Origin of the sequence: Marmoricola sp. OAE513 (genome assembly GCF_040546585.1) — a bacterium.
Classification (GTDB): domain Bacteria; phylum Actinomycetota; class Actinomycetes; order Propionibacteriales; family Nocardioidaceae; genus Marmoricola.
On record NZ_JBEPOC010000001.1, the window covers coordinates 522093 to 544266 of the forward strand.

A 22174-nucleotide genomic window follows, 5' to 3' on the forward strand; every position below is an offset into this window, starting at 1 on the left:
TCGAAACCTCAGTCACGCTGCTTCACCTTGTTGGTCAGGTTGCCGATGCCCTCGACGAAGATCTCGATCTCGTCATCGACCTGGACGGGGCCGACCCCCTCGGGGGTGCCGGTGAGGATGACGTCGCCGGGCAGGAGCGTCATCACCGAGGAGACGTAAGCGATCAGCTCGGGGACCTTGAAGATCATGTCCGAGGTGCGACCGTCCTGCTTGAGGTCACCGTTGACGTAGGTCTTGACGGCGAGGTCGGTCGGGTCGATCTCGGTCTCGATCCACGGGCCGAGCGGGCAGAAGGAGTCGAAGCCCTTGGCCCGGGTGAACTGCCCGTCCTTGCGCTGCAGGTCGCGGGCGGTGACGTCGTTGCCGACCGTGTAGCCCTGGACCACGTCTGCGAACCTCTCGGCGGGGATGTCGCGGCACGGACGGCTGATCACGACAGCGAGCTCGCCCTCGTAGTGCACCTCGCTGCTCTGGTGCGGGTAGAAGACCGGGTCGTTCGGACCGATCACGCTGGTGTTCGGCTTGATGAACATCAGCGGCTCGTCAGGGACGTCGCCGCCCATCTCCGCCGCGTGCGCCGCGTAGTTGCGGCCGATGCCGATCACCTTGCTGCGGGGGATCACCGGCGAGAGCAGACGGACCTCGCTGAGCGGGTACTCCTTGTTGGACAGGTGCAGCCCGACGTGCAGCGGGTCGCCGTGCAGCCCGACGATGACGCAGTCGTCATCGGGGATGCCGTTCTCGTCGACCTCCCCCGTCACGACGCCGAACAGGGGGTCTTCTCCGGTGGTGAACCTCGCGATGCGCACGGGTGCGAGCCTACCGAGCGCCCGTCGAGGCTGCGAGACGAGGCCGAGCGGGTGAGCCCGAGGATCGACGCCGGTGCCTGTCTCGGGCCTTCCCGGGTCCGCGACGTTGGTCGAGCCGGTCGGAACCTCGTAACCTCGACCGGTGATCCTGGACCCGGCCGAGTGGCGCGCACGAGCCGAGGCGCACGCGGCCCGCGTCGACGTCTGGGTCCAGCCGCACCTCGCGCGACGCCACCGCGGTGAGGCGCACCCGGTCCACGACTTCCTCTTCACCTACTACTCCCAGCGCCCGGCCGGACTGCTTCGCTGGCATCCCGGGTACGGCGTCACCCTGGCGGACGCCCCGGAGTACGACGGCCTCAAGGGGTACGCCGGCAGCACCGTCTCCCCCGACTACCTGGCCGCACAGCTACCCCTGGTTCGCGGGCTGCACACCCTCCTCAGCGCGACCGCGTCCCGCCCGCCGACGCTCGGCTGCTTCGGGCTGCACGAGTGGGCGATGGCCTACCGCAGCGCCCAGTCCGACCCCGCCGAGGGCAGCGAGCTGCGGCACGCGTGGCCGCTGCGCCTGGGGGGCTCCGGCACCGACGAGGTCGTCGAGGGCCACCGGATCGGCTGCTCCCACTTCGACGCCTACCGGTTCTTCACTCCCCCGGCGCGTCCGCTGAACACCCTTCAACCGGGGCGCGACGACCGGCCGGCGTTCGAGCAGCCGGGCTGCCTGCACGCCGGCATGGACCTGTACAAGCACGCATTCCGGCTCAGCCCGCTGATCCCTTCGGAGCTCGTCGCCGATGCGTTCGCGCTGGCGTGGGACATCCGCATCCTCGACATGAGGGCGGCGCCGTACGACTTCACCGGCGTGACTCTCGATCCCACGGGCGAACCTTGGACGCCGGTTGCGATCGAGACGCCTGAAGGGAAGTCGGAGTACGTCGCCGCTCAGCGCGGGTTCAGCGAGCGAGGTGCGCCGATCCGGACGCGGCTGGTCGAGGAGTGTGCGCGGCTGCTCCGAGCCTCGACGGCGTGACTCCGGTTCCGAAACTTTTTGTCGGTGCTCAGTTCTAGATTGACTGCATGGCTGAAGGACTCCACGAACCGCACCCGGCGCACCCCGCCGAAGCGCTGGTCGGTGCGTTGGAGTCGGCGTTTGCGGCGTTCGACGGGTCGCCGGTGTGGACGTTGACCTCGTCGCAGCTCGCTGACCTGGTGCCTCGGATCGGTGCGGTCACCAACCGCCTGGAGGCTCTCGGGCTGGCCGTGCTCCGGGAGGCGGACCGGCACCAGGTCGGGGACGCTGTCGGGGCGGCGAACACCGGTGCATGGTTCGCCAACGTCACCCGCACCACCAAGCCGGCCGCTGCAGGCGCGATCTCGCTGGCAGCACGGTTGGACGCCGACGAGCACACGACCGTACGTTCGGCCTTCGCCGCCGGGGCGGTCGCCCGGGACCAGGCACGCGTCATCATCAAGGCCGTCGACGCGCTCCCCGTCGAGCTGGTCGAGCCCGCCGTACGCCGTCAGGCCGAGGCACACCTCGTCGCGTTCGCCGAGCACCACGACGCCCGCGACCTCCGGTTCCTGGGCCGGCGGATCCTCGAGTACGTCGCGCCGGAGGTCGCGGAGGCGCACGAACGAAAGATCCTGGAGAGGGAAGAAGCACTCGCCAACGCGAACGCGTCGTTCTCGATGAGCCCCGACGGCGCAGGTTCCCTGGTCGGTCGGTTCAAGATCCCGGTGCTCGCCGGGAAGATGCTCGCCAAGCACCTCAACGCCCTCGCCGCCCCCGGGCACCAGGCCGCGACGACCGGGACCGTCGACCTGACCACGGCCCGCCCGCTGCGGCTCGGCCAGGCCTTCGTCGAGTACATCGAAACGCGGTCCGCTGAGGACACACCGAGGGCCGGCGGCCTCGCTGCCACGATCGCAGTCACCATGACGATGGCAAGCCTCCTCGGGGTCGAACAGGCGGCCACCCTCGACACCGGAGACCGGATCTCCGCCTCCGAGGCCCGCCGCCTGGCCTGCGAGGCCGGGATCATCCCTGCGGTGCTCGGCGGGAGGTCCCAGCCCCTCGACGTGGGCCGGCAGTCGCGGTTCCACACCGGTCCGCAACGGGTGGCGATCGCCCTGCGCGACAAGGGGTGTGTGGTCAAGGACTGCGACAAGACGCCCGACCAGTGCCACGTCCACCACCTCACAGCCTGGTCACGAGGTGGTCGCACGACCGTCGACGACGCGATCATGATCTGCGGTCCCCACCACCGGGTCGCGCACGACGCCAGGTTCCAGATGAAGACCGACAAGCACGGCAAGGTCATCTTCAGCCGGAGGACGTGAGGAGTCAGCGGCGGCGCTATCCCCGCGGTCGGCCGGCCATCGTCACACCAGCGAGCCGTTGGCGGCCACACCGCTGGCGGCCACGATGAAGCCGATCACGATGCCCGAGGCTGACAAGGTCGTCCACACGATCGGCACCCACCAGGCCGACTCGTCCGCGCGCATCCGCTTGATCGAGTGCACCAGCGAGATCAGGAAGAACAGCACCGCGACGCCGAGCGGGGTCATCATGCCCAAGGCGATCCGGTCGGTGTCGCACGTGCTCGACGCTCCGCAGGAGTCGCTGATGAAGGCGATGAACAGGCCGAAGGCACCGAAGACGAGCACGCTCCCCACTTGCAGCACGAGCAGGATGATCGGGATGACGATGCCGTGCTTGTTCACCCGCGGGCCGGTACTGGGGTCAGCACTGGGTTCAGCCATGGCAGCACCGTACCGCTCGGTCGTGTGCGTGACGACGCGCTCGAGCGCGTCCTGGGGCACACGACAGGACTCACCAGCACGGCGGCACCCGGTCCAGCCACGGTGACGCTTCCTCGACCTGGGTGGCAAGCGACAGTAGCAGCGCTTCCGCGCCGGGTGCAGCGGCGAGCATCACCCCGATCGGCAGACCCGAGGCGGACTGCCCGAGCGGCAGCGAGACGGCCGTGCTGCCGGTGACGTTCCACATCGAGGTCCACGGCGTGAACCGCTTCTGCGCCTCGAAGTCGGCCGCCGGGTCCTCATCGTCACGCAGCGCACCGACGGGAAGCGGGAGCGACGCGAGGGTGGGCGTGAGCACGACGTCGTACGGTTCCAAGGCCTCCAACGTCCGTGCGGCGATCCGGCGGAGCTCGCCCAGGGCTAGCCCGAACTGTGGACCGGAGACCGCCTCGCCGCGCTCGCCCAACCATCGCGTCAACGGCTGCAGCAGCGCGCGGGCGGAGTCATCGAGCCCGGCGGTCGAGAGCCCGGTGAGCACGGCCCAGCAGGTCTCGAACGTGGCGACCGCCTCGCGCGGCATCGGGACATCGATGTCGACGACCTCGTGGCCCAGCGACTCCAGCAACCGACTCGCGTCCTCGTACGCCGCGAGCACCTCGGGGTCGACGGACGTCTCGGCGATCACCGGCACGGAGAACCGCGCGACGCGCAGCCGGCCCGGGGTCCGGTCGCACGCGGCCAGGAACGGCGTCGCCTCCTCGGGCGCCCAGAACGGGTCACCGACGGCGCGCCCGGCCATCACGTCGAGGAACGCGGCCGCGTCGCGCACGGTGCGCGCCAGCGGGCCGACCGTGGCCAGGCCGGTGATCTCGCCGTACATCGGGGCGCCGGAGATCCGGCCGCGGGTCGGTTTGAGCCCGACGATGCCGCAGCAGCTCGCCGGGATCCGGATCGAACCTCCGCCGTCGGAGCCCTGGGCCAGCGGGACCAGTCCGCCGGATACTGCCGAGGCAGCGCCGCCGCTGGAACCGCCCGCCATCCGGGTGGTGTCCCACGGCGTCACCGCCGGCGGTGCGACCGCGGACTCGGTGTAGCAGGGCGATCCGAACTCCGGGGTGTTCGTCTTGCCGAGGCTGACCAGTCCCCCGGCCTCGATCCGCCGCACCACCTCGTCGCTCTCGTCGGGCACGTAGTCACCGAGGAGGCGTGAGCCGAACATCGTCCGCACGCCGGCAGTGGCGTTCAGGTCCTTGATCGCCGTCGGTACGCCGGCCAGCGGCCCGTCCCCGACGACCGTCGCCGCACGCTCGCGCGCCTGGTCGGCGCTGAACGTGACGAACGCGCCGAGCGACGGGTTCAGTCGCTCGGCGCGTTCGAGGTAGTGCTCGACCAGCTCGTCCGACGAGATCTCGCCGAACCGGAGCGCGGCGCCCTGCTGGAGAGCGGTCAGGTCGTGGAGCTGGGTCATGAGAGTGACGCTAGTCCGTCACCAGGTTTCGAGGCAGGCGCCAGTGCGCCTGCGCCTCAACCACCCTGCTACGCGGCAGAGGTCTCCGGGACGTAGGAGACCAGGGTCTCCAGCGCACCGCGCAGCTTGCCCTGCACCTCGGGGTCGTTGAGGACGTCGACGTCGATCGAGGTCTGCGAGACGGTGACGTCCTCGACCACGAGCGCACCGGCGATCTTGGCCGACAGCGCAGCGTGCTCGTGGGCCCACTTGCCGCCGTACGGGGTCGGCGTGACGCCGACCACGCCGAACGGCTTGCCCGCGATGGCGCCGGCGCCGTATGGGCGGGAGAGCCAGTCGATGGCGTTGTTCAGGACGGCCGGCATCGTGGCGTTGTACTCGGGAGTCACGACCAGGACGCGGTCGGCGGAGCTCACGCGGTCACGCAGGGCGGACGCGGCGGCCGGGGCGGACCCGACGTCGATGTCCTCGTTGTAGAACGGGACGTCGCCGAGGCCGTCGACGATGTCGATCTCGACGCCGGCGGGAGCCAGCGTCTTCAGGGACTCGGCTACCTGGCGGTTGACGCTGTCGGCGCGGAGGCTACCGACGAGAACGGCGATCTGGGTCATGGGATTTCTGGCTCCTGAGTAGAAGGGGGACCTGCTTCACGAGGCATAACCGGACCCTGGTCCGCTTTCATTCCCGGATCTCAGAAATTTTTTCCGCCTCCCCGTCCCCGGTTGACCCTCCGTCTAGGTTGGGGGCATGTCCGAGCCCGAGCTGCTGCCGATCCTGGGTCAGCAGCCGCGCGAGCGCAGCGACGCCGCCCGGAACCGCGATGCGCTGATGTGCGCCGCCCAAAAGCTGATCGACCAGTGCGGCGTCGAGTCGGTGACGATGGATGCCGTCGCCGAGGCGGCCGGCGTCGGCAAGGGCACGGTCTTCCGCCGGTTCGGCAACCGCGCCGGGCTGATGGCCCGACTGCTCGACGAGTCCGAGGCCGCGTTCCAGGCCTCCGTGATCAGCGGTCCCCCGCCCCTGGGTCCCGACGCAGCGCCGCGCGAGAGGCTGCTCGCCTTCGGACGCGCACGACTCGTCTCCAACCTCGCGAACGCCGACCTGCTGCTGGCCGCTTCCGGCGCCGACACCGGACGCAGCTACGCGGCGTACTCGTTCACCGCGACGCACGTGCGGTACCTGCTCGGGCAGATCGGCGTCGGCGGGGACATCGCCCTGCTCGCGACCGCCCTGCTCGCACCGCTCGAGGTTCCGATCCTGCGTCAGCAGGTGAACATCGAGCACATGGAGGTCGAGCGGATCGTCGCCGGGTGGGAGGACCTGGCGCTGCGCATCATCCGCCCCGTTGGTTGAGCCTGTCGAAACCTAGGCCCCGTGCCGGCGCAGGCCGAAGGTCAGCCCGTCGATCAGCGCCTCCCAGGACGCCTCGATCACGTTGTGGCCGACCCCGACCGTGACCCACGACGACTCCCCGTCGGTGGTCTCGATGAGGACCCGGGTGATCGCGTCCGTGCCGTGGCCCTGGTCGACGATCCGGACCTTGTAGTCGATCAGCTCGAACTTCACGACCTCGGGGTAGAGCTGCTCGATCGCCTGGCGCAGCGCGTGGTCCAGCGCGTTGACCGGTCCGTTGCCCTCCCCCGTCACGACGAGGCGCTCACCGCCGGCGCGCAGCTTCACCGTGGCCTCCGAGGACGCCTCGTCCTCCGGGCTGGAGTCGGTGATCACCCGCCAGGACTCGACCTCGAAGTACGTCGGTCGGGCGCCCTCGACCTCTCCCACCAGGAGCAGCTCGAAGGAGGCGTCCGCCGCGTCGAAGGTGTACCCCTGCAGCTCCAGGTCCTTGACCCGGGCCGTGGTCGCGACGACCTGCTCCGCGGTCAGCTCGAAGCCCAGCTCGCGGCCCTTGAGCTCGATCGACGCGCGACCCGCCATGTCGGAGACCAGCAGCCTCATGTCGTTGCCGACGCCCTCGGGGTCCATGTGCTGGTAGAGGTTCGGGTCGACCTTGATGGCGCTCGCGTGCAGGCCGGCCTTGTGCGCGAAGGCGGAGACGCCGACGTACGGCTGGCGCGAGGACGGCGGCACGTTGGTGACCTCCGCGACCGCGTGCGCGATCCGGGTGGCGTCGCGCAGCAGGCCGGCCGGAAGCACCTGCTTGTCGAGCTTCAGCTCCAGGTTGGCGACGACGTTGATCAGGTCGGCGTTGCCGGTGCGCTCGCCGTACCCGTTGATGCAGCCCTGGACGTGGGTGGCGCCGGCGTCCACGGCGGCCAGGCTGTTCGCGACGGCGCAGCCGGTGTCGTTGTGGGCGTGGATGCCGATCCGACCTCCGGTGCTGGAGACCACGTCGTGCACCACGTCGCTGACCCAGTTCGGCAGCATGCCGCCGTTGGTGTCGCAGAGTGCAGCCACCTCGGCGCCGGCCTCGAAGGCGGTCCGCAGCACCTCGAGCGCGTAGTCCCGGTTGTCGCGGTAACCGTTGAAGAAGTGCTCGGCGTCCAGGAACACCCGCTGCCCCTCGGCGGTCAGGTGCGAGACGGTGTCGCGGACCATCGCGAGGTTCTCCTCCAGCGTGGTCCGCAGCGCGAGCTCGACGTGCCGGTCGTGCGACTTCGCGACCAGCGTCACGACCGAGGCGCCCGAGTCGCGCAGGGCTGCGACCAGCGGGTCGTCCGCGGCCTTCACCCCCGCACGCCGGGTGGCGCCGAACGCTGCGAGCTGCGCATTCTGCAGCTTCAGCTCCTCACGTGCCTTGGCGAAGAACTCGGTGTCCTTCGGGTTCGCGCCCGGCCAGCCACCCTCGATGAAGCCGACCCCGAGGCCGTCGATGTGCCGCGCGATGGCCAGCTTGTCCGCGACCGAGAGGTTCAGCCCCTCCTGCTGCGCTCCGTCGCGCAGGGTCGTGTCGTAGACGTGGAACGCGTCCGAGGTGGTCATCAGGCTGGTCCTTCGGTGGGTCGGTCGGGACAAACAAAAAACCTCCCGCTGGACGAGAGGTTGGCGCGGCGGGGGCCCGATCTTCGCGGGCTTCCGTCGCGCTAGACGATAATGATGGTGGCGGAGTGCACATGAGGAGTCTGCCACACGGCACTGTCGATGTCCGAAGAGGAGTCCCATGACGCTGTACCGGAGAACCGAGTGACGCGGGCGCTGGTGCTCGGCGGCGGCGGCGTGACCGGTGTCGCCTGGGAGCTCGGGGTCGTGGAAGGGCTGCGGCGGGCGGGCGTCGACCTCGGCGACGCCGACGTCGTCTTCGGCACCTCGGCGGGCTCGGTCGTCGGCACCCGGCTGCGCCTGGGCACGATCGCGGAGGCCTTCGAGGAGCAGCTCGCGGACGCCAGCGGCGAGATCGCCGCCAAGATCGGAACGCGCACGATGATCAAGCTGGTCGTGATGATGTCGCGCCGCACCGACGAGGCGACCAAGTTCAAGAAGATCGGCAAGGCCTCGCGGGAGACGAAGACCGTCACCGCCGCCGAGCGCCGTGAGGTGATCCGCACCCGCGTCGGTGACCCGGAGTGGCCCGCGGGCGACCTTCGGATCACCGCGATCGACATCGACAACGGCCGCCTCGAGATCTTCGACCGCACCTCGGGGGTCTCCGTCCTCGACGCCGTCTCCGCCAGCTGCGCCGTGCCGCTCGTGTGGCCTCCGGTGACGATCAACGGCACCACGTACGTCGACGGCGGCGCCCGGTCCCCGGTGAACGCCGACCTCGCCGGTGGCGGTGACGTCGCGGTGGTCATCGCCCCGATGCCGGACGCGGTGTCCAAGGAGCACCACCTCGACAAGCAACTCGAGCGCGCAGGCTTCGACGCCCACGTCTCGGTGGTCCCGGACAAGGACGCGACCGAGGAGATGGGCTCCAACTCGCTCGACCCGACCCGCCGGAGGCCGTCCGCCGAGGCAGGGCTCCGCCAAGGCCTCGCAGCGGCCGGAGCCGTCGCCGCGCTGTGGAACCGGTGAGGCCTACTCGGCTTTGGTGACCTGGTGCATCCAGCCGAAGACGTCCGGCGTGCGGCCGTACTGGATGTCGACGAGCGCGGCGCGGATCTCGTTGGTGAAGTCTCCGGGCTCCGCCGAACCCCGGACCTCGCCGCCCGCCCACTTCAACGTACCGACGGGCGTCACGACGGCCGCGGTGCCGCAGGCGAAGACCTCGACGATCTCACCCGACGCCACGCCGTCGCGCCACTCGTCGATGGAGAACTTACGCTCCTCCACGGTGCGGCCGGACTTCCGGGCGAGCTCGATGATCGCCGAGCGGGTGATGCCCTCCAGGATGGTGCCGGTCTCCGGGGTGACGATGTGGCCGTCGGCGAACACGAAGTACATGTTCATCCCGCCGAGCTCCTCGACGTACTTGCCCTCGGCGCCGTCGAGGAAGACGACCTGGTCGCAGCCCTGGCCGATGGCCTCCTGCTGGGCGACGAGCGAGCTGGCGTAGTTGCCACCGGTCTTGGCGGCACCCATCCCACCGCGGCCGGCCCGGGTGTACTCCTCGGTCAGCCAGAGGGTCAGCGGCTTCACGCCGCCCTTGAAGTACGCGCCCGCCGGCGAGGCGATCACCATGAAGGTGACGTGCTGGGACGGGCGGACACCGAGGAACGCCTCCGTGGCGATCATGAACGGGCGGATGTAGAGACTCTTCTCCGAGCCCGACTCCGGCACCCAGCGCTGGTCGACCTCGACGAGCGCGTCGACGGCCTGGACGAAGTCCTCCGGTTCGAGCACGGGCAGGGCGAGGCGGTGCGAGGACCGCTTCATCCGGTCGGCATTCGCATCCGGACGGAACGTCCAGATCGAGTCGTCGGCGTGCCGGTAGGCCTTCATGCCCTCGAAGGTCTCCTGGGCGTAGTGCAGCACCGCCGTGGCGGGATCCAGCGTCAGCGGCCCGTACGCCGTGATGCGCGCGTCGTGCCAGCCCTTCTCGGGGGTCCACTCGACGGTGAACATGTGGTCGGTGAAGTGCGTGCCGAAGCCTGGGTCGGCCAGGATCTCGGCAACCTCCGCGGCGGAGCGCGGCTGGGCCGAGGGGACGATCGAGATGTCCAGAGTCATGACGTCACGTTATCTCTCTGTGTCGGATTGCAGAACAGGGGTGAGCGGTCGTTAACCCCGAGCTGCGCCTCGACCAGGAGCGCAGCTCAGCCGGCTACTCGGGCAGCGACGCGGTCGCCGATCTCCGAGGTGCTCAGGGCGACGCCGGGCTCGCGGGCGTCGAGGTCCGCGATCACCGCATCCTCGATCTTCGTGGCCACGTCCGTCATCCCGAGGTGGTCGAACATCAGCGAGACCGAGAGGATCGCCGCGGTCGGGTCCGCCTTCTGCTGGCCGGCGATGTCGGGCGCCGAACCGTGCACGGGCTCGAACATCGACGGAGCCGTGCGGTCCGGGTTGATGTTTCCGCTCGCGGCGACGCCGATGCCCCCGGTCACCGCGGCGGCCAGGTCGGTGATGATGTCGCCGAACAGGTTGTCGGTGACGATCACGTCGAAGCGCGCCGGGTCGGTGGTCATGTAGATCATCGCGGCGTCGATGTGCATGTAGTCGGTGGTCACCTCGGGGTACTCCGCGGCGACCGACTGGAACAGGCGCCACCAGACCGAGCCGGCGTTGACCAGCACGTTGGTCTTGTGGACCAGGGTGAGCTTCTTGCGCGGACGACGCTGCGCACGGGCGAAGGCGTCGCGGACGACCCGCTCGACGCCGAAGGCCGTGTTCACCGAGACCTCGGTAGCGACCTCCTGCGGCGTACCGACGCGGAGTGCACCGCCGTTGCCGGTGTAGGGACCCTCGGTGCCCTCACGGACGACCACGAAGTCGACCTCGCCCGGGTGGGCCAGCGGGGAGACCGAGCCCGGGAAGATGCGCGACGGGCGCAGGTTCACGTAGTGGTCGAGCTCGAAGCGCAGCCGCAGCAGCAGGCCGCGCTCCAGGATGCCCGGGGGCAGGTTCGGGTCGTTCGGCTTGCCGCCGACGGCACCGAGGAGGATCACGTCGTGCGCACGGATCTCCTCGAGCACGGTGTCCGGGAGCACCTCACCGGTGGCGAGGTAGCGCTCGGCACCCAGGTCGTACCGGGTCGGCTCGAACTTCACGTCCGACGGGGTCACTGCTTCCAGCACCTTGAGCGCTTCGGCAGTGACCTCGGTCCCGATCCCGTCGCCGGGGATGACAGCAAGCTTGAGGGAAGACATGCGGGCGATGCTAGTTGTCGTCGGGGCGCGGCCCGCCGTTGTCTCGCAGGTCAAGAGCGGTCTGCAGTGCCAAGCGCTGAGCGCGCTGGTTGGCCGGGCTCTCCGGGTCGTGCTTGGCCGGGCCCCATTCGGGATACATCTCGTACATCGTTCGTTCCTTGCTCGCGGAGTGGTTGATCTCGTAGGCCCGACAGGGCGGGGGTACGCCGAACTCCGCGGCGAGGTGGCCTACGAGTTAGGCCCCGCCACGGCGGCGAATGGATACGAGGAACGTCCGCATAGCGCTTTCAGGTTACGACGCGTTAACCGCGGGCGCAGCCCCTTTTCTCAACTTGTCCCACGATCCGAGAATCCCGACCGATATCCGGACCGGGGCGTTCTGTTTGGAAGACTCCTCGGCATGAGTGCTCCCCCCGATGTACCGCCGATCGTGGCGCGAGCGTTCGACGTCTCCCGGCGGGCGGGGTACGTGTCGTTCTGCCGCAACGAGACCGGCCGCCTGCTGGCAGCGCTCGCCGCGACCCGCCACGGCACCATGGCCGAGTTCGGCACCGGCTGCGGCGTGGGCACCGCCTGGTTGCGCTCGGGCGCGCGCGACGGCGCCATGATCCTGACGGCCGAGCTCGACCAGAAGCTCGCGGTCGCCGCTCAGGAGATCTTCGAGGACGACCCCCAGGTCGAGGTGCTCTCCGCGGACTGGTCGACGCTGCTGAACAAGGGCCCGTACTCGCTGCTCTTCCTCGACCCGTCCTCCCCCGAGGACGCCGGCGTCGACGCCGTGGCCGACCTGGTCGAGCCGGGCGGCATCGTCGTGATGGACGACTTCACGCCGTGCGAGATGTGGCCGCCGATCACGATGGGCCGGGTCGACGCGCTGCGCGAGGCGTGGCTGACCGACCCGCGGTTCACCGCGGTCGAGGTGATGGTGGCGCCCGACGCCTCGGCGCTCATCGCGACGAAGAACTAGGCCTTGCGGGGGCGGGAGCTCCACGATCGCGTAGGGCAGCATCAGCTGCACCAGCGGGCCGATGGCCAGCGTGTAGACGACCGTGCCGAGCCCGACCACACCGCCGAGCACGAAGCCGATACCGACGACGCTGAGCTCCAGGCAGGTGCGTACGAGCCGGATCGAGACGCCCGTACGCCGGTGCAGGCCGGTCATCAGGCCGTCGCGCGGACCGGGTCCGAACTGCGACCCGATGTAGAGAGCAGTCGCGGCACCGTTGAGCACGACGCCGCCGACCATCATCGCGACCCGGAGCCCGAGGTTGTCCGGACGCTCGAAGACCGAGAGGAAGAAGTCGGCCGAGAGCCCGACGAGGAACGTGTTGGCGATCGTGCCGAGCCCCGGGAGCTCCTTGATCGGGATCCAGAGGACGAGCACGACGACGCTCATCACGATCACGGCCTCACCGATCGAGATCGGCAGGTGCTTGGCCATGCCCTGGTGCAGGACGTCCCACGCTGCGTTGCCGACCCCGGCCCGGATGATCATCGCGAGCGTGAGGCCGTACAGGACCAGCCCGAGAGCCAGCTGGAACAGCCGTCGGGTCAGGCGCCCGGCACGGAGCTGCGCGACCGGGCCCAGGCGGGCCAGCTCGCGCGCAGGTGCGAGGTGTGCGTCAGCGGGTGCGGACACGGGTCAGCAGCGTGTCGAGGCCGAACCGGTTGCCCAGACGACGACGGGGACTGCGACCGAGAGGAGGGGTACCCATGCGGGAGTTGTTGAATGCGCTCATGAAACTAGGGTGGCTCAGATTGGTCTGGTCTTAAATAGCCAATCCAGTTAAAGTGGTCTGCATGGACACGACCAATCGAGTGATCCCCGCCACACGCGTCGCCGCCCTCGTCGGAGACTTCGACCGCGAGCCGGCGTACCGCGGGCTTGCCGAAGGCATCCGCGTGCTCATCACCGATGGTCGTGTCCCCGTCGGCGTACGGCTCCCCAGCGAGCGGGAGCTGACCGACGCCCTCGGCGTCAGCCGCACCACCGTGACCCGCGCGTACGCCGAGCTCCGCGACCACGGCTTCCTGGTCTCCCGCCAGGGCTCCGGCAGCCTCGCCGCGCTCCCGGCCTCGCGTGGCCTGCGCAGCGACCACCTGCTGCCGCCCGGGGACCTGCCCGAGGGCAAGATCGACCTCACGTGCGCCGCGCCGATCCCCGGGCGCGGGATTGTGGCGGCGTACGAGAAGGCGATGTCGGAGCTGCCCGGCTACCTGGCCAGCACCGGCTACTACCCCTCCGGTCTCGGCGTCCTGCGGCAGGCCGTCGCCGACCGGTACACCGAGCGTGGTCTGGCCACCGTGCCCGAGCAGATCCTCATCGTCCCGGGTGCGCAGGCCGGCGTCGCGGTGGCCGCACGGGCTCTGCTCAGGCGCGGCACCCGCACCTTGGTCGAGAGCCCGACCTACCCGAACGCGATCGCGACGCTCCGACACTCAGGCGGCCGGCTGCTGTGCAGCCCCGTCGGGCGCGAGACGGCAGACGCCTCCGACCTGCTCGCGAGCATCGCGCAGGTGCGGCCGGGCGTCGCCTACCTGATCCCCGACTTCCACAACCCGACCGGGCACCTGCTCTCCGACGAGAGCCGACAGCGTGTCGGCGCCGCTCTGACCAGTGCCGGGACGGTCCCGATCATCGACGAGTCGATGGTCGAGCTGGCGCTCGACGGGCAGGCCATGCCGGCACCGTTCGCTGCGCACCACCGCGACGCCATCACCGTCGGTTCGCTGAGCAAGCCGTTCTGGGGCGGCGTCCGGATCGGCTGGGTGCGCGCACCCCAGGCCCGGATGGAGGACCTCTTCCGAGCCCGCCTGAGCCTCGACCTGGGTACTCCCCTGCTCGAGCAGCTGGTCGCGACCGAGCTCATCCGCAACCGTGCCGACCTGATCGAGCACCGTCGCGAGCAGCTGCGCACCAGCCGGGACGCCGCCCTCGACGCGCTCGCCCGGCACCTGCCCGGGTGGGCGGTGCGCAAGCCCTCCGGTGGGCTGAACCTGTGGTGCGAGCTCCCGGCCGAGCGGTCATCCGACCTGGTTCCGCACGCCGCAGCGCGCGACGTGCTGCTCGCACCGGGTCCGAGCTTTGCCCCGGACGGCGGCCTGGACCGCTTCCTGCGGATCCCCTACACCCAGCCAGCACACGTCCTGACCGACGCGATCGCCCGCGTCGCCGAAGCCTGGACGGCCACGCTCAGCGAGGAGTCCGGCCTGCGTCGCAGCGAGCCGACGCTCGTGGCTTGAGCGGCCGGCCCGCCGCCCTCAGGCCCAGACGCGGACGTAGTCCACGGTCATCGAGCCCGTGCTCGGCGTGAAGACGTTCGGAGCGTTCACCCCGGTGCCGAGCAGCTGGGTCAGCGCGACCATGTAGTTCTTGTTGAACGGGTCCTTGCCGGACGCGGTCGAGTTGGTCAGGCAGACCTGGTCGTCGTAGATGAACTTGATCGTCTGCGGGGTCCACTCGAGGGCGTAGGTGTGCCAGGCGCTGCCCACGTTCGCGACCTTGCAGTTGTTGTTGGTCGCGTAGGGGTCGTAGTACGTGCCGCCGTAGTGCAGGAACGGGATCACCCGGTCGGGGTACTTGCTGTACCACTCGGCGATGTCGATCTCGCCGCTGTAGGGCCAGATGTTGCCCGGGACCTCGGGGTAGAGCCAGAAGGCGGACTGGTGCCCGGGCTGCTTGGTGGTGCCGAACTTGGCCCGGATCTCGAACCGTCCATAGGCCTGGGTGAACTTGGTGTAGGTGCTGACCATGCCCGAGGAGTACTTCGTGCTGAAGTTGCCGCGGGTCGACTTGCAGGTCGTCGCCCAGGAAGCTCGCTTGAGGGTGAGCTTGAGCGCCCCCTGGGTGACCGCGAGGTTGGTGCTGCTGTCGGTGTAGCAGACGCCACCCTGGTCGAAGCCGCTGGTGGCGGTCAGCTGGGGAACCCACTTGGTGGTGTCGAGCTTGGTGCCGGTGAACTCGTCGGCGAAGGTGCAGGTCCACGGAGAGCCGTCGGCCTTCGTGATCACGACGGTGCCGCAGGAAGGCCCGGTGGTCGCCGTGACGGCGGACTCAGCGGGCGAGGTGACGGCTGCGGTCAGCAGCCCGGTCCCGAGGACCCCCGCCGCGGCGGCCGCCGTGAACCGAGCCTGAATACGGATGCGTGTACCCATGTCTGCCTCCCACTGGCGGTGCCGAGGCGAACCGGGTGCAACCTGTTCTAGATCCCCGAGCAGGAGAAAAGTAGCGCAAACCGGTCACTCTGCATAGACATTCGTCCCTGTGAATCAGGACTTGTGGCCCGATGTCCCGTTTGGTCAGCGTTTCAGCGGGTACGCAGGCCGTTCAGGACCAGACCCGGACCCACGCGAACTGAGCGCGCGAGACGGCCGGGGTGGCGGAGGTCGGCTTGTTCTTCTGCAGGCCGTATCCCTGGAACATCGAGATCATGTACGCCTTGTTGAACGGCGCGCCGCCGCCCTTCTTCAGCAGGCACTGCTTGCCGTCGTAGCTGATCCGCAGGTAGGCAGGGGTCCACTCCAGCAGGTAGGTGTGCCAGTCCTGGACCCGGTTGACCAGGCAGTAGTTGTTGGTCGTCTGGTCCTTGGGGATGAGGAAGTTCCCCTGGTGCAGGTACGGGATCACGCGGTCGTCGAAGTGGCTGTACCACTCGGCGACGTCGATCTCGCCCGACGCGGGCCAGGAAGCGCCGCTGGCGCCCTCGGGCCAGAGCCACATCGAGGTCTGGACGCCGTCCTGGCTCGTCCACGGCAGTCGGGCACGGAACTCGAAGCGGCCGTACGCCTGGGTCCACTTGTCGTAGGTGCTGACCATGCCGGCGGTGAGGTTGGTGGTGACCTTGCGCCCGCTCTGGTTGCAGACGAACGACTTCGACTCCTTGCGCGAGGTCAGCGTGAGCATGCCGTGGGCGACCGAGATGTTGTTCGGCGAGTTCACGAAGCAGTCCGGGCGAACGCCGTAGGCGAACTTGTCACTGGTCATGGCACGCCACAGCAGCGGGTTCAGGGAGGTTCCGTCGAACTCCTCGCCCATCGTGCACCTCCACAGGGACCCGTCGTCCTTGCGGTAGGTCGTCGAGCCGCACGCGGGTGCCACCACGGCAGCGGCGCGGGCTCCCGCGAGCCGGCCGGCCTTGGCGCCTGCCTTCTTGCCGGCTTTCCTTCCCGCCGGCGCTCCCCCGGTCCGACCGGCCTTCTTGCCCGCCTTCGCCCCGGCAGCAGCTCCGGCCTTGCGGCCGGCCGCCTCGCCGGCAGCAGCAGCCTTCTTGCCGCGCTTGGCTGCCGCAGCCCGTCCGGCCTTTGCGCCGGCGGCCGCCCCGGCCTTGCGACCGGCCTTGCGTCCGGCAGCCTCCTTGGCCAGCTCCTTCGCGCTGAGCCTGGGCTCGACGGCGGCCTTGACGGCCCGGGGCGCGACGGCGGTCGAGGCCCCCTCGGAGGAGGTCGAGGCGTTCGCAGCCTCGAAGGAGGACACGCTCGTCAGGGCAGCTGCGACTAGGGCAGCCATCAGCAGGACGATCAGAATTTGCGCGCGCGAGCGAGCGGTCACGGTACTTCCCCCACACTAGACCGGAATCCGATCAAACCGGGGTGCAGCCGGTGCAATCAGATGATTGAAGACAATTTAGCGCAACTCGGGCATCCCCGCATGCGCTTCGGGGCAATGTATCTTCCGGACCGGGGATCAGGAAGGCACATTGCCCCGAATGGCGTACTGGTCTACCTCAGAGCTGATCAGCTGGTGAGGTCGACACCCCGCACGGTCTCGGCGTCGATCGACGCGCGGATCTGCTCGAGGACCTCGGCAGGCACCGCGGAGTCGACCGAGAGGGCGACCAGCGCCTGACCGCCCTTGGCGTCCCGGGCGACCTGCATACCGGCGATGTTCACGCCGGCCTCGCCGAGGATCTGGCCGACGGTGCCGACCATGCCGGGACGGTCGGAGTAGCGGAAGAACGCGAGGTGGTCGGTCGGCTCGAGGTCGACCAGGAAACCGTTGACCTCGACGAGGCGCTCGCGCTGGTTGATCCCGACCAGGGTGCCCGACACCGAGAACTGGGTGCCGTCCGCGAGCGTGCCCCGGATGGTGATCAGGTTGCGGTGGTCGGGGCTCTCCGCGTCGGTGACCAGCCGGACGGCCACTCCCCTCTCGGCGGCCAGCAGCGGCGCGTTGACGTAGGAGACCTGCTCCTCGACGATGTCCGCGAAGACGCCCTTGAGCGCCGCGAGCTCGAGCACCTTGACGTCGTACTCGGTGATCTCGCCCCGGACCTCGACGTCGAGGGACTGCGCGACCTCACCGGCCAGCGAGGTGAAGATCCGGCCGAGCTTCTCGGTCAGCGGGATGCCGGGGCGGACGTCCTCGGCGATCACGCCGCCCTGGACGTTGACCGCGTCCGGGACCAGCTCGCCGCCGAGCGCGAGGCGCACCGACTTGGCGACCGCGATTCCGGCCTTCTCCTGGGCCTCGTCGGTCGACGCACCGAGGTGCGGCGTGGCGACGACGTTCTCGAGCTCGAAGAGCGGCGAATCGGTGCACGGCTCCTTGGCGAACACGTCGAGACCGGCGGCAGCGATCTCCCCGGTCTTCAGCGCGTCGTACAGGGCGGCCTCGTCGACGATGCCGCCGCGGGCGGCGTTGACCAGCACCAGGCTGGACTTCGCGGCCTTCAGCTGGTCGGCGCCGATCAGACCGACGGTCTCGGGCGTCTTCGGCAGGTGCACGCTCATGAAGTCGGCCTCGGCGAGGAGCTCGTCGAGGGAGACCATCCGCACGCCCATCTGCGCGGCCCGGCCGGCCTGGACGTACGGGTCGTAGGCGATCACGTTCATGCCGAACGCCGAGAGGCGCTGGGCGACCAGGACGCCGATCCGACCGAGACCGACGATGCCGACGGTCTTCTCGTAGAGCTCGATGCCGGTGTACTTGGAGCGCTTCCACTCACCGTTGCGCAGCGCGGCGTGGGCCGGCGAGACGTGGCGGGCGGCGGCGAGCATCAGCGCGACGGCGAGCTCGGCCGCGGAGACGATGTTGGACGTCGGCGCGTTGACGACCATGACGCCGGCCTGCGTGGAGGCCTTGACGTCGACGTTGTCGAGACCGACACCGGCACGGGCGACGATCTTGAGCCGGGTCGCGGCGGCCAGCGCCTCCGCGTCGACCTGGGTCGCGGAACGGACCAGGATGGCGTCGACGTCGACGATCGCGGCAAGCAGCTCGGCGCGGTCGGCACCGTTGCAGTTGCGGATCTCGAAGTCGGGGCCGAGTGCCTCGACGGTGGCGGGGCTGAGTTCTTCAGCGATGAGTACGACGGGCTTGCCCACGTTGGATTCCTTGGCTTGAGATTGTCGGCAGGTGAGGGCGGCCCGTCCGAGATGGGGACGGCCGCCGCGCACGACGCTGTGCCATCGAGAACTCTACCCGACCAGGCCCGCCCCCGAGGGCTGGTCCGGGAGACGAAACGGACAGATCGACGCGGGAGTTGAACGGGTGCGAAGAACACCCTGACAAGGGCCTGAGATTCGCCGTCCGGGGGCGCGCACGGGGGTTCTGCGCTGCCATGGTGAGCAGGTGGAAGAACATCTGTGCGCCAGCTGCGGCGGCGTCCTGCCGCCGACCGGCACGTACTGCCTCGCCTGCGACACCCCGGTCGCCGATGCCCCGCGCGGGCTCTCGGTCGGCACCACCGAGGTCGTCGCGCACGGTCGCCCCCTGCTCGGGGTCGGCGTCATCCTCGCCGTCGTCCTCGTCCTGGGCGGGGTCGCTTTCGGGATCCGCTCGCTGTGGATCTCCCACCTCGACGGCAACGCCACCGCGGCCGCGATCCGCGGTACCGACATCCTGGTGCACTCCGAGAACGGCTCGGCCAAGGCCTGCGTGCACGCGGAGACCGCCGTGATCGGTGACCCGAAGACCGTGCAGACCGAGTGCGACGCCCTGGTCGGGACGATCCCCGGGGCGGTGATCCGCGGACTGCACGCCACCGCGGTGCACCGCAACGGTCAGCACGCCACCGTGGTCCTGCGCGGGACGTGGCAGGACGACGAGGGCTCCGCGCCGTACAGCCGCACGGTGAAGGTCCGGTCCGACCACAACGAGTGGGAGCTGATCTGGGACGGGAAGCCCGTCACCGCCCAGGGTTGACCGTGGTAGCTGCCCTCGGCGGGCGGGTGCCTGTGGCGCCGGCTCAGTCGGTGCCCGACTCCATGGCGACGTCGTCGAGCACGGCCTCGGCCTCGGGGTCCACGTCGGCCGCGACGGCGATCTGGTCGAAGCCCCCGGCCGGGAGCTCGCCGAAGAGCGTGCCGTTCTCGACCAGGACAGTGCCCTGGTCCAGCGGCTGGCCGGCGTACAGCTCGAGCTTGGCCCGGCTGTCGGCGATGTCGAGGTTGCGCATCGTCAGCTGGCCGATCCGGTCGACCGGACCGAAGGCGGCATTCTCGACGCGCTCCATCGACAGCTTCTCCGGGTGGTAGGAGAAGTTCGGTCCCTCGGTCTTCACGATCGTGTAGTCGTCACCTCGACGCAGCCGGAGCGTCACGGTGCCGGTCACCAGCGAGGCGATCCAGCGCTGGATCGACTCCCGCAGCATCAGCGCCTGCGGGTCGAGCCAGCGACCCTCGTAGAGGAGCCGTCCGAGCTTGCGACCCTCGAGGTGGTAGTTGGCCAGGGTGTCCTCGTTGTGGATCGCGTTGAGCAGCCGCTCGTACGCCGCGAACAGCAGCGCCATGCCGGGCGCCTCGTAGATGCCGCGCGACTTGGCCTCGATGATCCTGTTCTCGATCTGGTCGGACATGCCGAGACCGTGACGGCCACCGATGGCGTTCGCCTCGAGGACCAGGGCGACGGGATCGCTGAACTCGCGACCGTTGATCGCCACCGGCCGACCGGCCCGGAAGGTGATCGCGACGTCCTCGGTCTCGATCGGGACGCTCGGGTCCCAGAACTTCACGCCCATGATCGGTTCGACGGTCTCCAGGGAGACATCGAGGTGCTCCAGCGTCTTGGCCTCGTGGGTGGCGCCCCAGATGTTGGCGTCGGTGGAGTACGCCTTCTCGATCGAGTCGCGGTAGGGCAGGCCGTGCGCGAGCAGCCACTCGCTCATCTCGTGCCGGCCCCCGAGCTCGGTCACGAAGTCCGCGTCCAGCCACGGCTTGTAGATCCGCAGCTCGGGGTTCGCCATCAACCCGTAGCGGTAGAACCGCTCGATGTCGTTGCCCTTGTACGTCGACCCGTCACCCCAGATGTTGACGTCGTCGGCGTGCATCGCGCGCACCAGCACGGTGCCCGTGACGGCACGACCCAGCGGGGTGGTGTTGAAGTAGGCCTTGGCCCCGGACCGGATGTGGAACGCCCCGCACGCCAACGCGGCCAGGCCCTCCTCGACCAGCTGCGGCTTGATGTCGACCGCGCGGGCGATCTCGGCGCCGTACTGCTTCGCGCGGCCCGGGACCGAACCGATGTCGGGCTCGTCCGCCTGGCCGATGTCAGCGGTGTAGGTGCACGGGATCGCACCCTTGTCGCGCATCCACGCAACCGCGACGGAGGTGTCGAGGCCCCCGGAGAAGGCGATGCCGACGCGCTCGCCGATGGGCAGACTGGTGAGTACCTTGGACACAGCAGAAGTATGCATGATCATGCATGGTCATGCAAAACGCCCCGGTACCGTCAGATCGCGCAACCGTCCGGGCCGCAGGCGTCTCCCTCGGGTCCGCCGACCAGGTCGAGCTGCGGATGCAGGTCGGCCCAGGCCTTCTCGAGCACCTGGGTGAACGTCTCCGCAGGCTGAGCACCGGAGACGCCGTACTTGCGGTCGACCACGTAGAAGGGCACTCCCCCGGCACCGAACGCCACGGCGTGGTCGATGTCGGCCTGGACCGCCTCGGCGTACTCGCGGCCGGCCAGAACCTCCTCCACCCGGTCAGAATCCAGCCCGACACCCGTCGCGATCCGGGTGAGCGTGGCGTGATCGGCAACGTTCTCGGTCTCCACGAAGTACGCCGAGAGCAGCGCCTCCTTGAGCCGTCCCTGGAGGTCCGGCCCTCCGGTCTCCAGAGCCAGGTGCAGCACGCGGTGCGCGTCGACGGTGTTGACCCGCAGCGAGGCGTGGTGTCGGAACAGCAGCCCCTCCTCGGCCGCCACGGCCTCCACGCGGTCGATCATCGCCCTGCCGGCTTCCGTACCGCCGCCGTACTTGCGACCCAGCGACTCCGCGACCGTCTCGACGGGGACCTCGGGAGCCGAGGGGTCGAGCTGGAAGGAGCGCCAGAGGACCTCGACCTCGTCGCGGTGCGGGAACGTCGCGAGCGCCTGCTCGAGGCGGCGCTTGCCGATGTAGCACCACGGACAGACGACGTCGCTCCAGATCTCGATACGCATGCCGGGTCAACGCGGGCGCGCGTGCGGTTGTTCCTGCTGGGTAACGTCACTGCATGAAGCTCAACGTGCGCCGTTCCTTCACGACCGTCAACCCTCCCGGGGTGGTCTTCGCCTACCTGGCCGACTTCCGCAACGCCGAGACGTGGGACCCGGGCACAGTGAGCTGCGCCCTGCTCAGCGGGGACGTCGGGGTCGGAGCGACGTACCGGAACACCTCGGAGTTCCTGGGCCGCGAGGCGGTGCTCACCTACACGACGTTGACCCACGAACCCTCGCAGCGCCTGCACTTCCAGGGCGTCAACGACTCCTTCGTCGGCGACGACCGGCTGACCTTCGCTCCCGAGGGCCCGGGGACCCGGGTCGGGTACCACGCGACGTTCGAGCTCAAGGGCGCCTCGGCCCTGGCCGTGCCCGTCGTGGCGGCGTACCTGCCGTTCCTGGCGAGCAAGACGATCAAGCAGCTGCAGGCGACGCTGGACCGCCTCACGGTCTAGCCCCTGCCCGCTACCCGTCTCCGACCCTGAGGCCCCTAGGGGATCTCTCGGGGTCAGGT

At 69.5% G+C, this 22174-nt stretch carries 21 protein-coding genes and 1 pseudogene; 8 read left to right on the plus strand and 14 right to left on the minus strand.

Going from position 1 to position 22174, the window contains the following annotated elements; genetic code table 11:
* Window positions 1–8 precede the first annotated feature (8 nt).
* The gene (locus ABIE44_RS02570; protein ID WP_209722594.1) at window positions 9–809 is read right to left on the minus strand and encodes a fumarylacetoacetate hydrolase family protein; all 801 of its coding nucleotides are present in this window, start codon (window positions 807–809) and stop codon (window positions 9–11) included.
* A 142-nt stretch (window positions 810–951) separates the two neighbouring features.
* On the opposite strand from ABIE44_RS02570, the gene ABIE44_RS02575 reads away from it, so the two are divergent.
* Together ABIE44_RS02575 and ABIE44_RS02580 are read left to right on the plus strand one after the other, a co-directional pair.
* Window positions 952–1839 (plus strand): 3-methyladenine DNA glycosylase, encoded by an 888-nt coding sequence (locus tag ABIE44_RS02575; protein WP_209722591.1) that lies wholly within the window; start codon window positions 952–954, stop codon window positions 1837–1839.
* Window positions 1840–1886: 47 nt separating this feature from the next.
* Window positions 1887–3149 carry an HNH endonuclease signature motif containing protein gene (locus tag ABIE44_RS02580; protein ID WP_209722588.1) on the plus strand — a complete coding sequence of 421 codons (1263 nt, stop codon included), beginning with the start codon at window positions 1887–1889 and terminating at the stop codon, window positions 3147–3149.
* Window positions 3150–3191: 42 nt separating this feature from the next.
* On the opposite strand, the gene ABIE44_RS02585 is transcribed toward ABIE44_RS02580, so the two are convergent.
* From ABIE44_RS02585 to ABIE44_RS02595, 3 genes are all read right to left on the minus strand, one after another.
* A complete protein-coding gene (locus ABIE44_RS02585) occupies window positions 3192–3572 on the minus strand; it encodes a hypothetical protein (protein ID WP_209722585.1) in 381 nt (126 codons plus the stop codon).
* Window positions 3573–3642: 70 nt separating this feature from the next.
* Complete coding sequence (locus ABIE44_RS02590; protein WP_209722582.1) at window positions 3643–5040, minus strand: amidase; 1398 nt, start codon at window positions 5038–5040, stop codon at window positions 3643–3645.
* A gap of 68 nt (window positions 5041–5108) precedes the next feature.
* Window positions 5109–5651, minus strand: coding sequence for an NADPH-dependent FMN reductase (locus ABIE44_RS02595; protein WP_209722579.1), 543 nt, complete (start codon window positions 5649–5651; stop codon window positions 5109–5111).
* A 136-nt stretch (window positions 5652–5787) separates the two neighbouring features.
* On the opposite strand from ABIE44_RS02595, the gene ABIE44_RS02600 reads away from it, so the two are divergent.
* Window positions 5788–6393, plus strand: a complete 606-nt coding sequence (locus tag ABIE44_RS02600) for a TetR/AcrR family transcriptional regulator (RefSeq protein ID WP_209722577.1) — start codon at window positions 5788–5790, stop codon at window positions 6391–6393.
* A 12-nt stretch (window positions 6394–6405) separates the two neighbouring features.
* Here ABIE44_RS02600 and cimA read toward each other — a convergent pair whose 3' ends face one another.
* A complete protein-coding gene (cimA, locus tag ABIE44_RS02605) occupies window positions 6406–7980 on the minus strand; it encodes a citramalate synthase (protein WP_209722574.1) in 1575 nt (524 codons plus the stop codon).
* A 201-nt stretch (window positions 7981–8181) separates the two neighbouring features.
* Here cimA and ABIE44_RS02610 point away from each other — a divergent pair, with 201 nt between their 5' ends.
* On the plus strand, window positions 8182–9009 hold the full coding sequence (locus ABIE44_RS02610) for a patatin-like phospholipase family protein (protein WP_209722571.1): 828 nt from the start codon (window positions 8182–8184) through the stop codon (window positions 9007–9009).
* Between the two features lie 3 nt (window positions 9010–9012).
* On the opposite strand, the gene ABIE44_RS02615 is transcribed toward ABIE44_RS02610, so the two are convergent.
* From ABIE44_RS02615 to ABIE44_RS02625, 3 genes are all read right to left on the minus strand, one after another.
* Window positions 9013–10104, minus strand: a complete 1092-nt coding sequence (locus ABIE44_RS02615) for a branched-chain amino acid aminotransferase (RefSeq protein ID WP_209722567.1) — start codon at window positions 10102–10104, stop codon at window positions 9013–9015.
* Between the two features lie 86 nt (window positions 10105–10190).
* Complete coding sequence (locus tag ABIE44_RS02620) at window positions 10191–11243, minus strand: 3-isopropylmalate dehydrogenase (RefSeq protein ID WP_209722564.1); 1053 nt, start codon at window positions 11241–11243, stop codon at window positions 10191–10193.
* Window positions 11244–11253: 10 nt separating this feature from the next.
* Entirely contained in the window at window positions 11254–11391 is a 138-nt protein-coding gene (locus ABIE44_RS02625; protein WP_209722561.1) for a hypothetical protein, read from the minus strand.
* A 252-nt stretch (window positions 11392–11643) separates the two neighbouring features.
* Here ABIE44_RS02625 and ABIE44_RS02630 point away from each other — a divergent pair, with 252 nt between their 5' ends.
* Window positions 11644–12210 carry an O-methyltransferase gene (locus tag ABIE44_RS02630; RefSeq protein ID WP_209722558.1) on the plus strand — a complete coding sequence of 189 codons (567 nt, stop codon included), beginning with the start codon at window positions 11644–11646 and terminating at the stop codon, window positions 12208–12210.
* A gap of 45 nt (window positions 12211–12255) precedes the next feature.
* Here ABIE44_RS02630 and yczE read toward each other — a convergent pair.
* Window positions 12256–12882 (minus strand): annotated as a pseudogene (yczE, locus tag ABIE44_RS19600) (membrane protein YczE); the annotation flags it as partial.
* A gap of 161 nt (window positions 12883–13043) precedes the next feature.
* Between yczE and yczR the strand changes: the two are divergent.
* A complete protein-coding gene (gene yczR, locus ABIE44_RS02635) occupies window positions 13044–14486 on the plus strand; it encodes a MocR-like transcription factor YczR (RefSeq protein ID WP_209722554.1) in 1443 nt (480 codons plus the stop codon).
* A gap of 18 nt (window positions 14487–14504) precedes the next feature.
* Here the strand turns inward: yczR and ABIE44_RS02640 are convergent, their stop codons facing one another.
* The 3 genes from ABIE44_RS02640 to serA form a co-directional block, all read right to left on the minus strand.
* Window positions 14505–15398, minus strand: a complete 894-nt coding sequence (locus ABIE44_RS02640) for a glycoside hydrolase family 16 protein (protein ID WP_209722551.1) — start codon at window positions 15396–15398, stop codon at window positions 14505–14507.
* 172 nt (window positions 15399–15570) lie between these two features.
* On the minus strand, window positions 15571–16749 hold the full coding sequence (locus tag ABIE44_RS02645; RefSeq protein ID WP_209722548.1) for a glycoside hydrolase family 16 protein: 1179 nt from the start codon (window positions 16747–16749) through the stop codon (window positions 15571–15573).
* A 227-nt stretch (window positions 16750–16976) separates the two neighbouring features.
* Window positions 16977–18566 (minus strand): phosphoglycerate dehydrogenase, encoded by a 1590-nt coding sequence (gene serA, locus ABIE44_RS02650; RefSeq protein ID WP_209722545.1) that lies wholly within the window; start codon window positions 18564–18566, stop codon window positions 16977–16979.
* 247 nt (window positions 18567–18813) lie between these two features.
* Here serA and ABIE44_RS02655 point away from each other — a divergent pair, with 247 nt between their 5' ends.
* Window positions 18814–19386 carry a hypothetical protein gene (locus ABIE44_RS02655; RefSeq protein WP_209722542.1) on the plus strand — a complete coding sequence of 191 codons (573 nt, stop codon included), beginning with the start codon at window positions 18814–18816 and terminating at the stop codon, window positions 19384–19386.
* Window positions 19387–19429: 43 nt separating this feature from the next.
* Here ABIE44_RS02655 and argG read toward each other — a convergent pair whose 3' ends face one another.
* A complete protein-coding gene (gene argG, locus ABIE44_RS02660) occupies window positions 19430–20860 on the minus strand; it encodes an argininosuccinate synthase (RefSeq protein ID WP_209722538.1) in 1431 nt (476 codons plus the stop codon).
* Window positions 20861–20910: 50 nt separating this feature from the next.
* Window positions 20911–21621, minus strand: coding sequence for a DsbA family oxidoreductase (locus tag ABIE44_RS02665; RefSeq protein ID WP_209722535.1), 711 nt, complete (start codon window positions 21619–21621; stop codon window positions 20911–20913).
* Window positions 21622–21674: 53 nt separating this feature from the next.
* Between ABIE44_RS02665 and ABIE44_RS02670 the strand changes: the two genes are divergently transcribed.
* Window positions 21675–22115: an SRPBCC family protein gene (locus ABIE44_RS02670; RefSeq protein ID WP_209722532.1), complete on the plus strand. Its 441-nt coding sequence runs from the start codon at window positions 21675–21677 to the stop codon at window positions 22113–22115.
* Window positions 22116–22174: the final 59 nt, after the last annotated feature.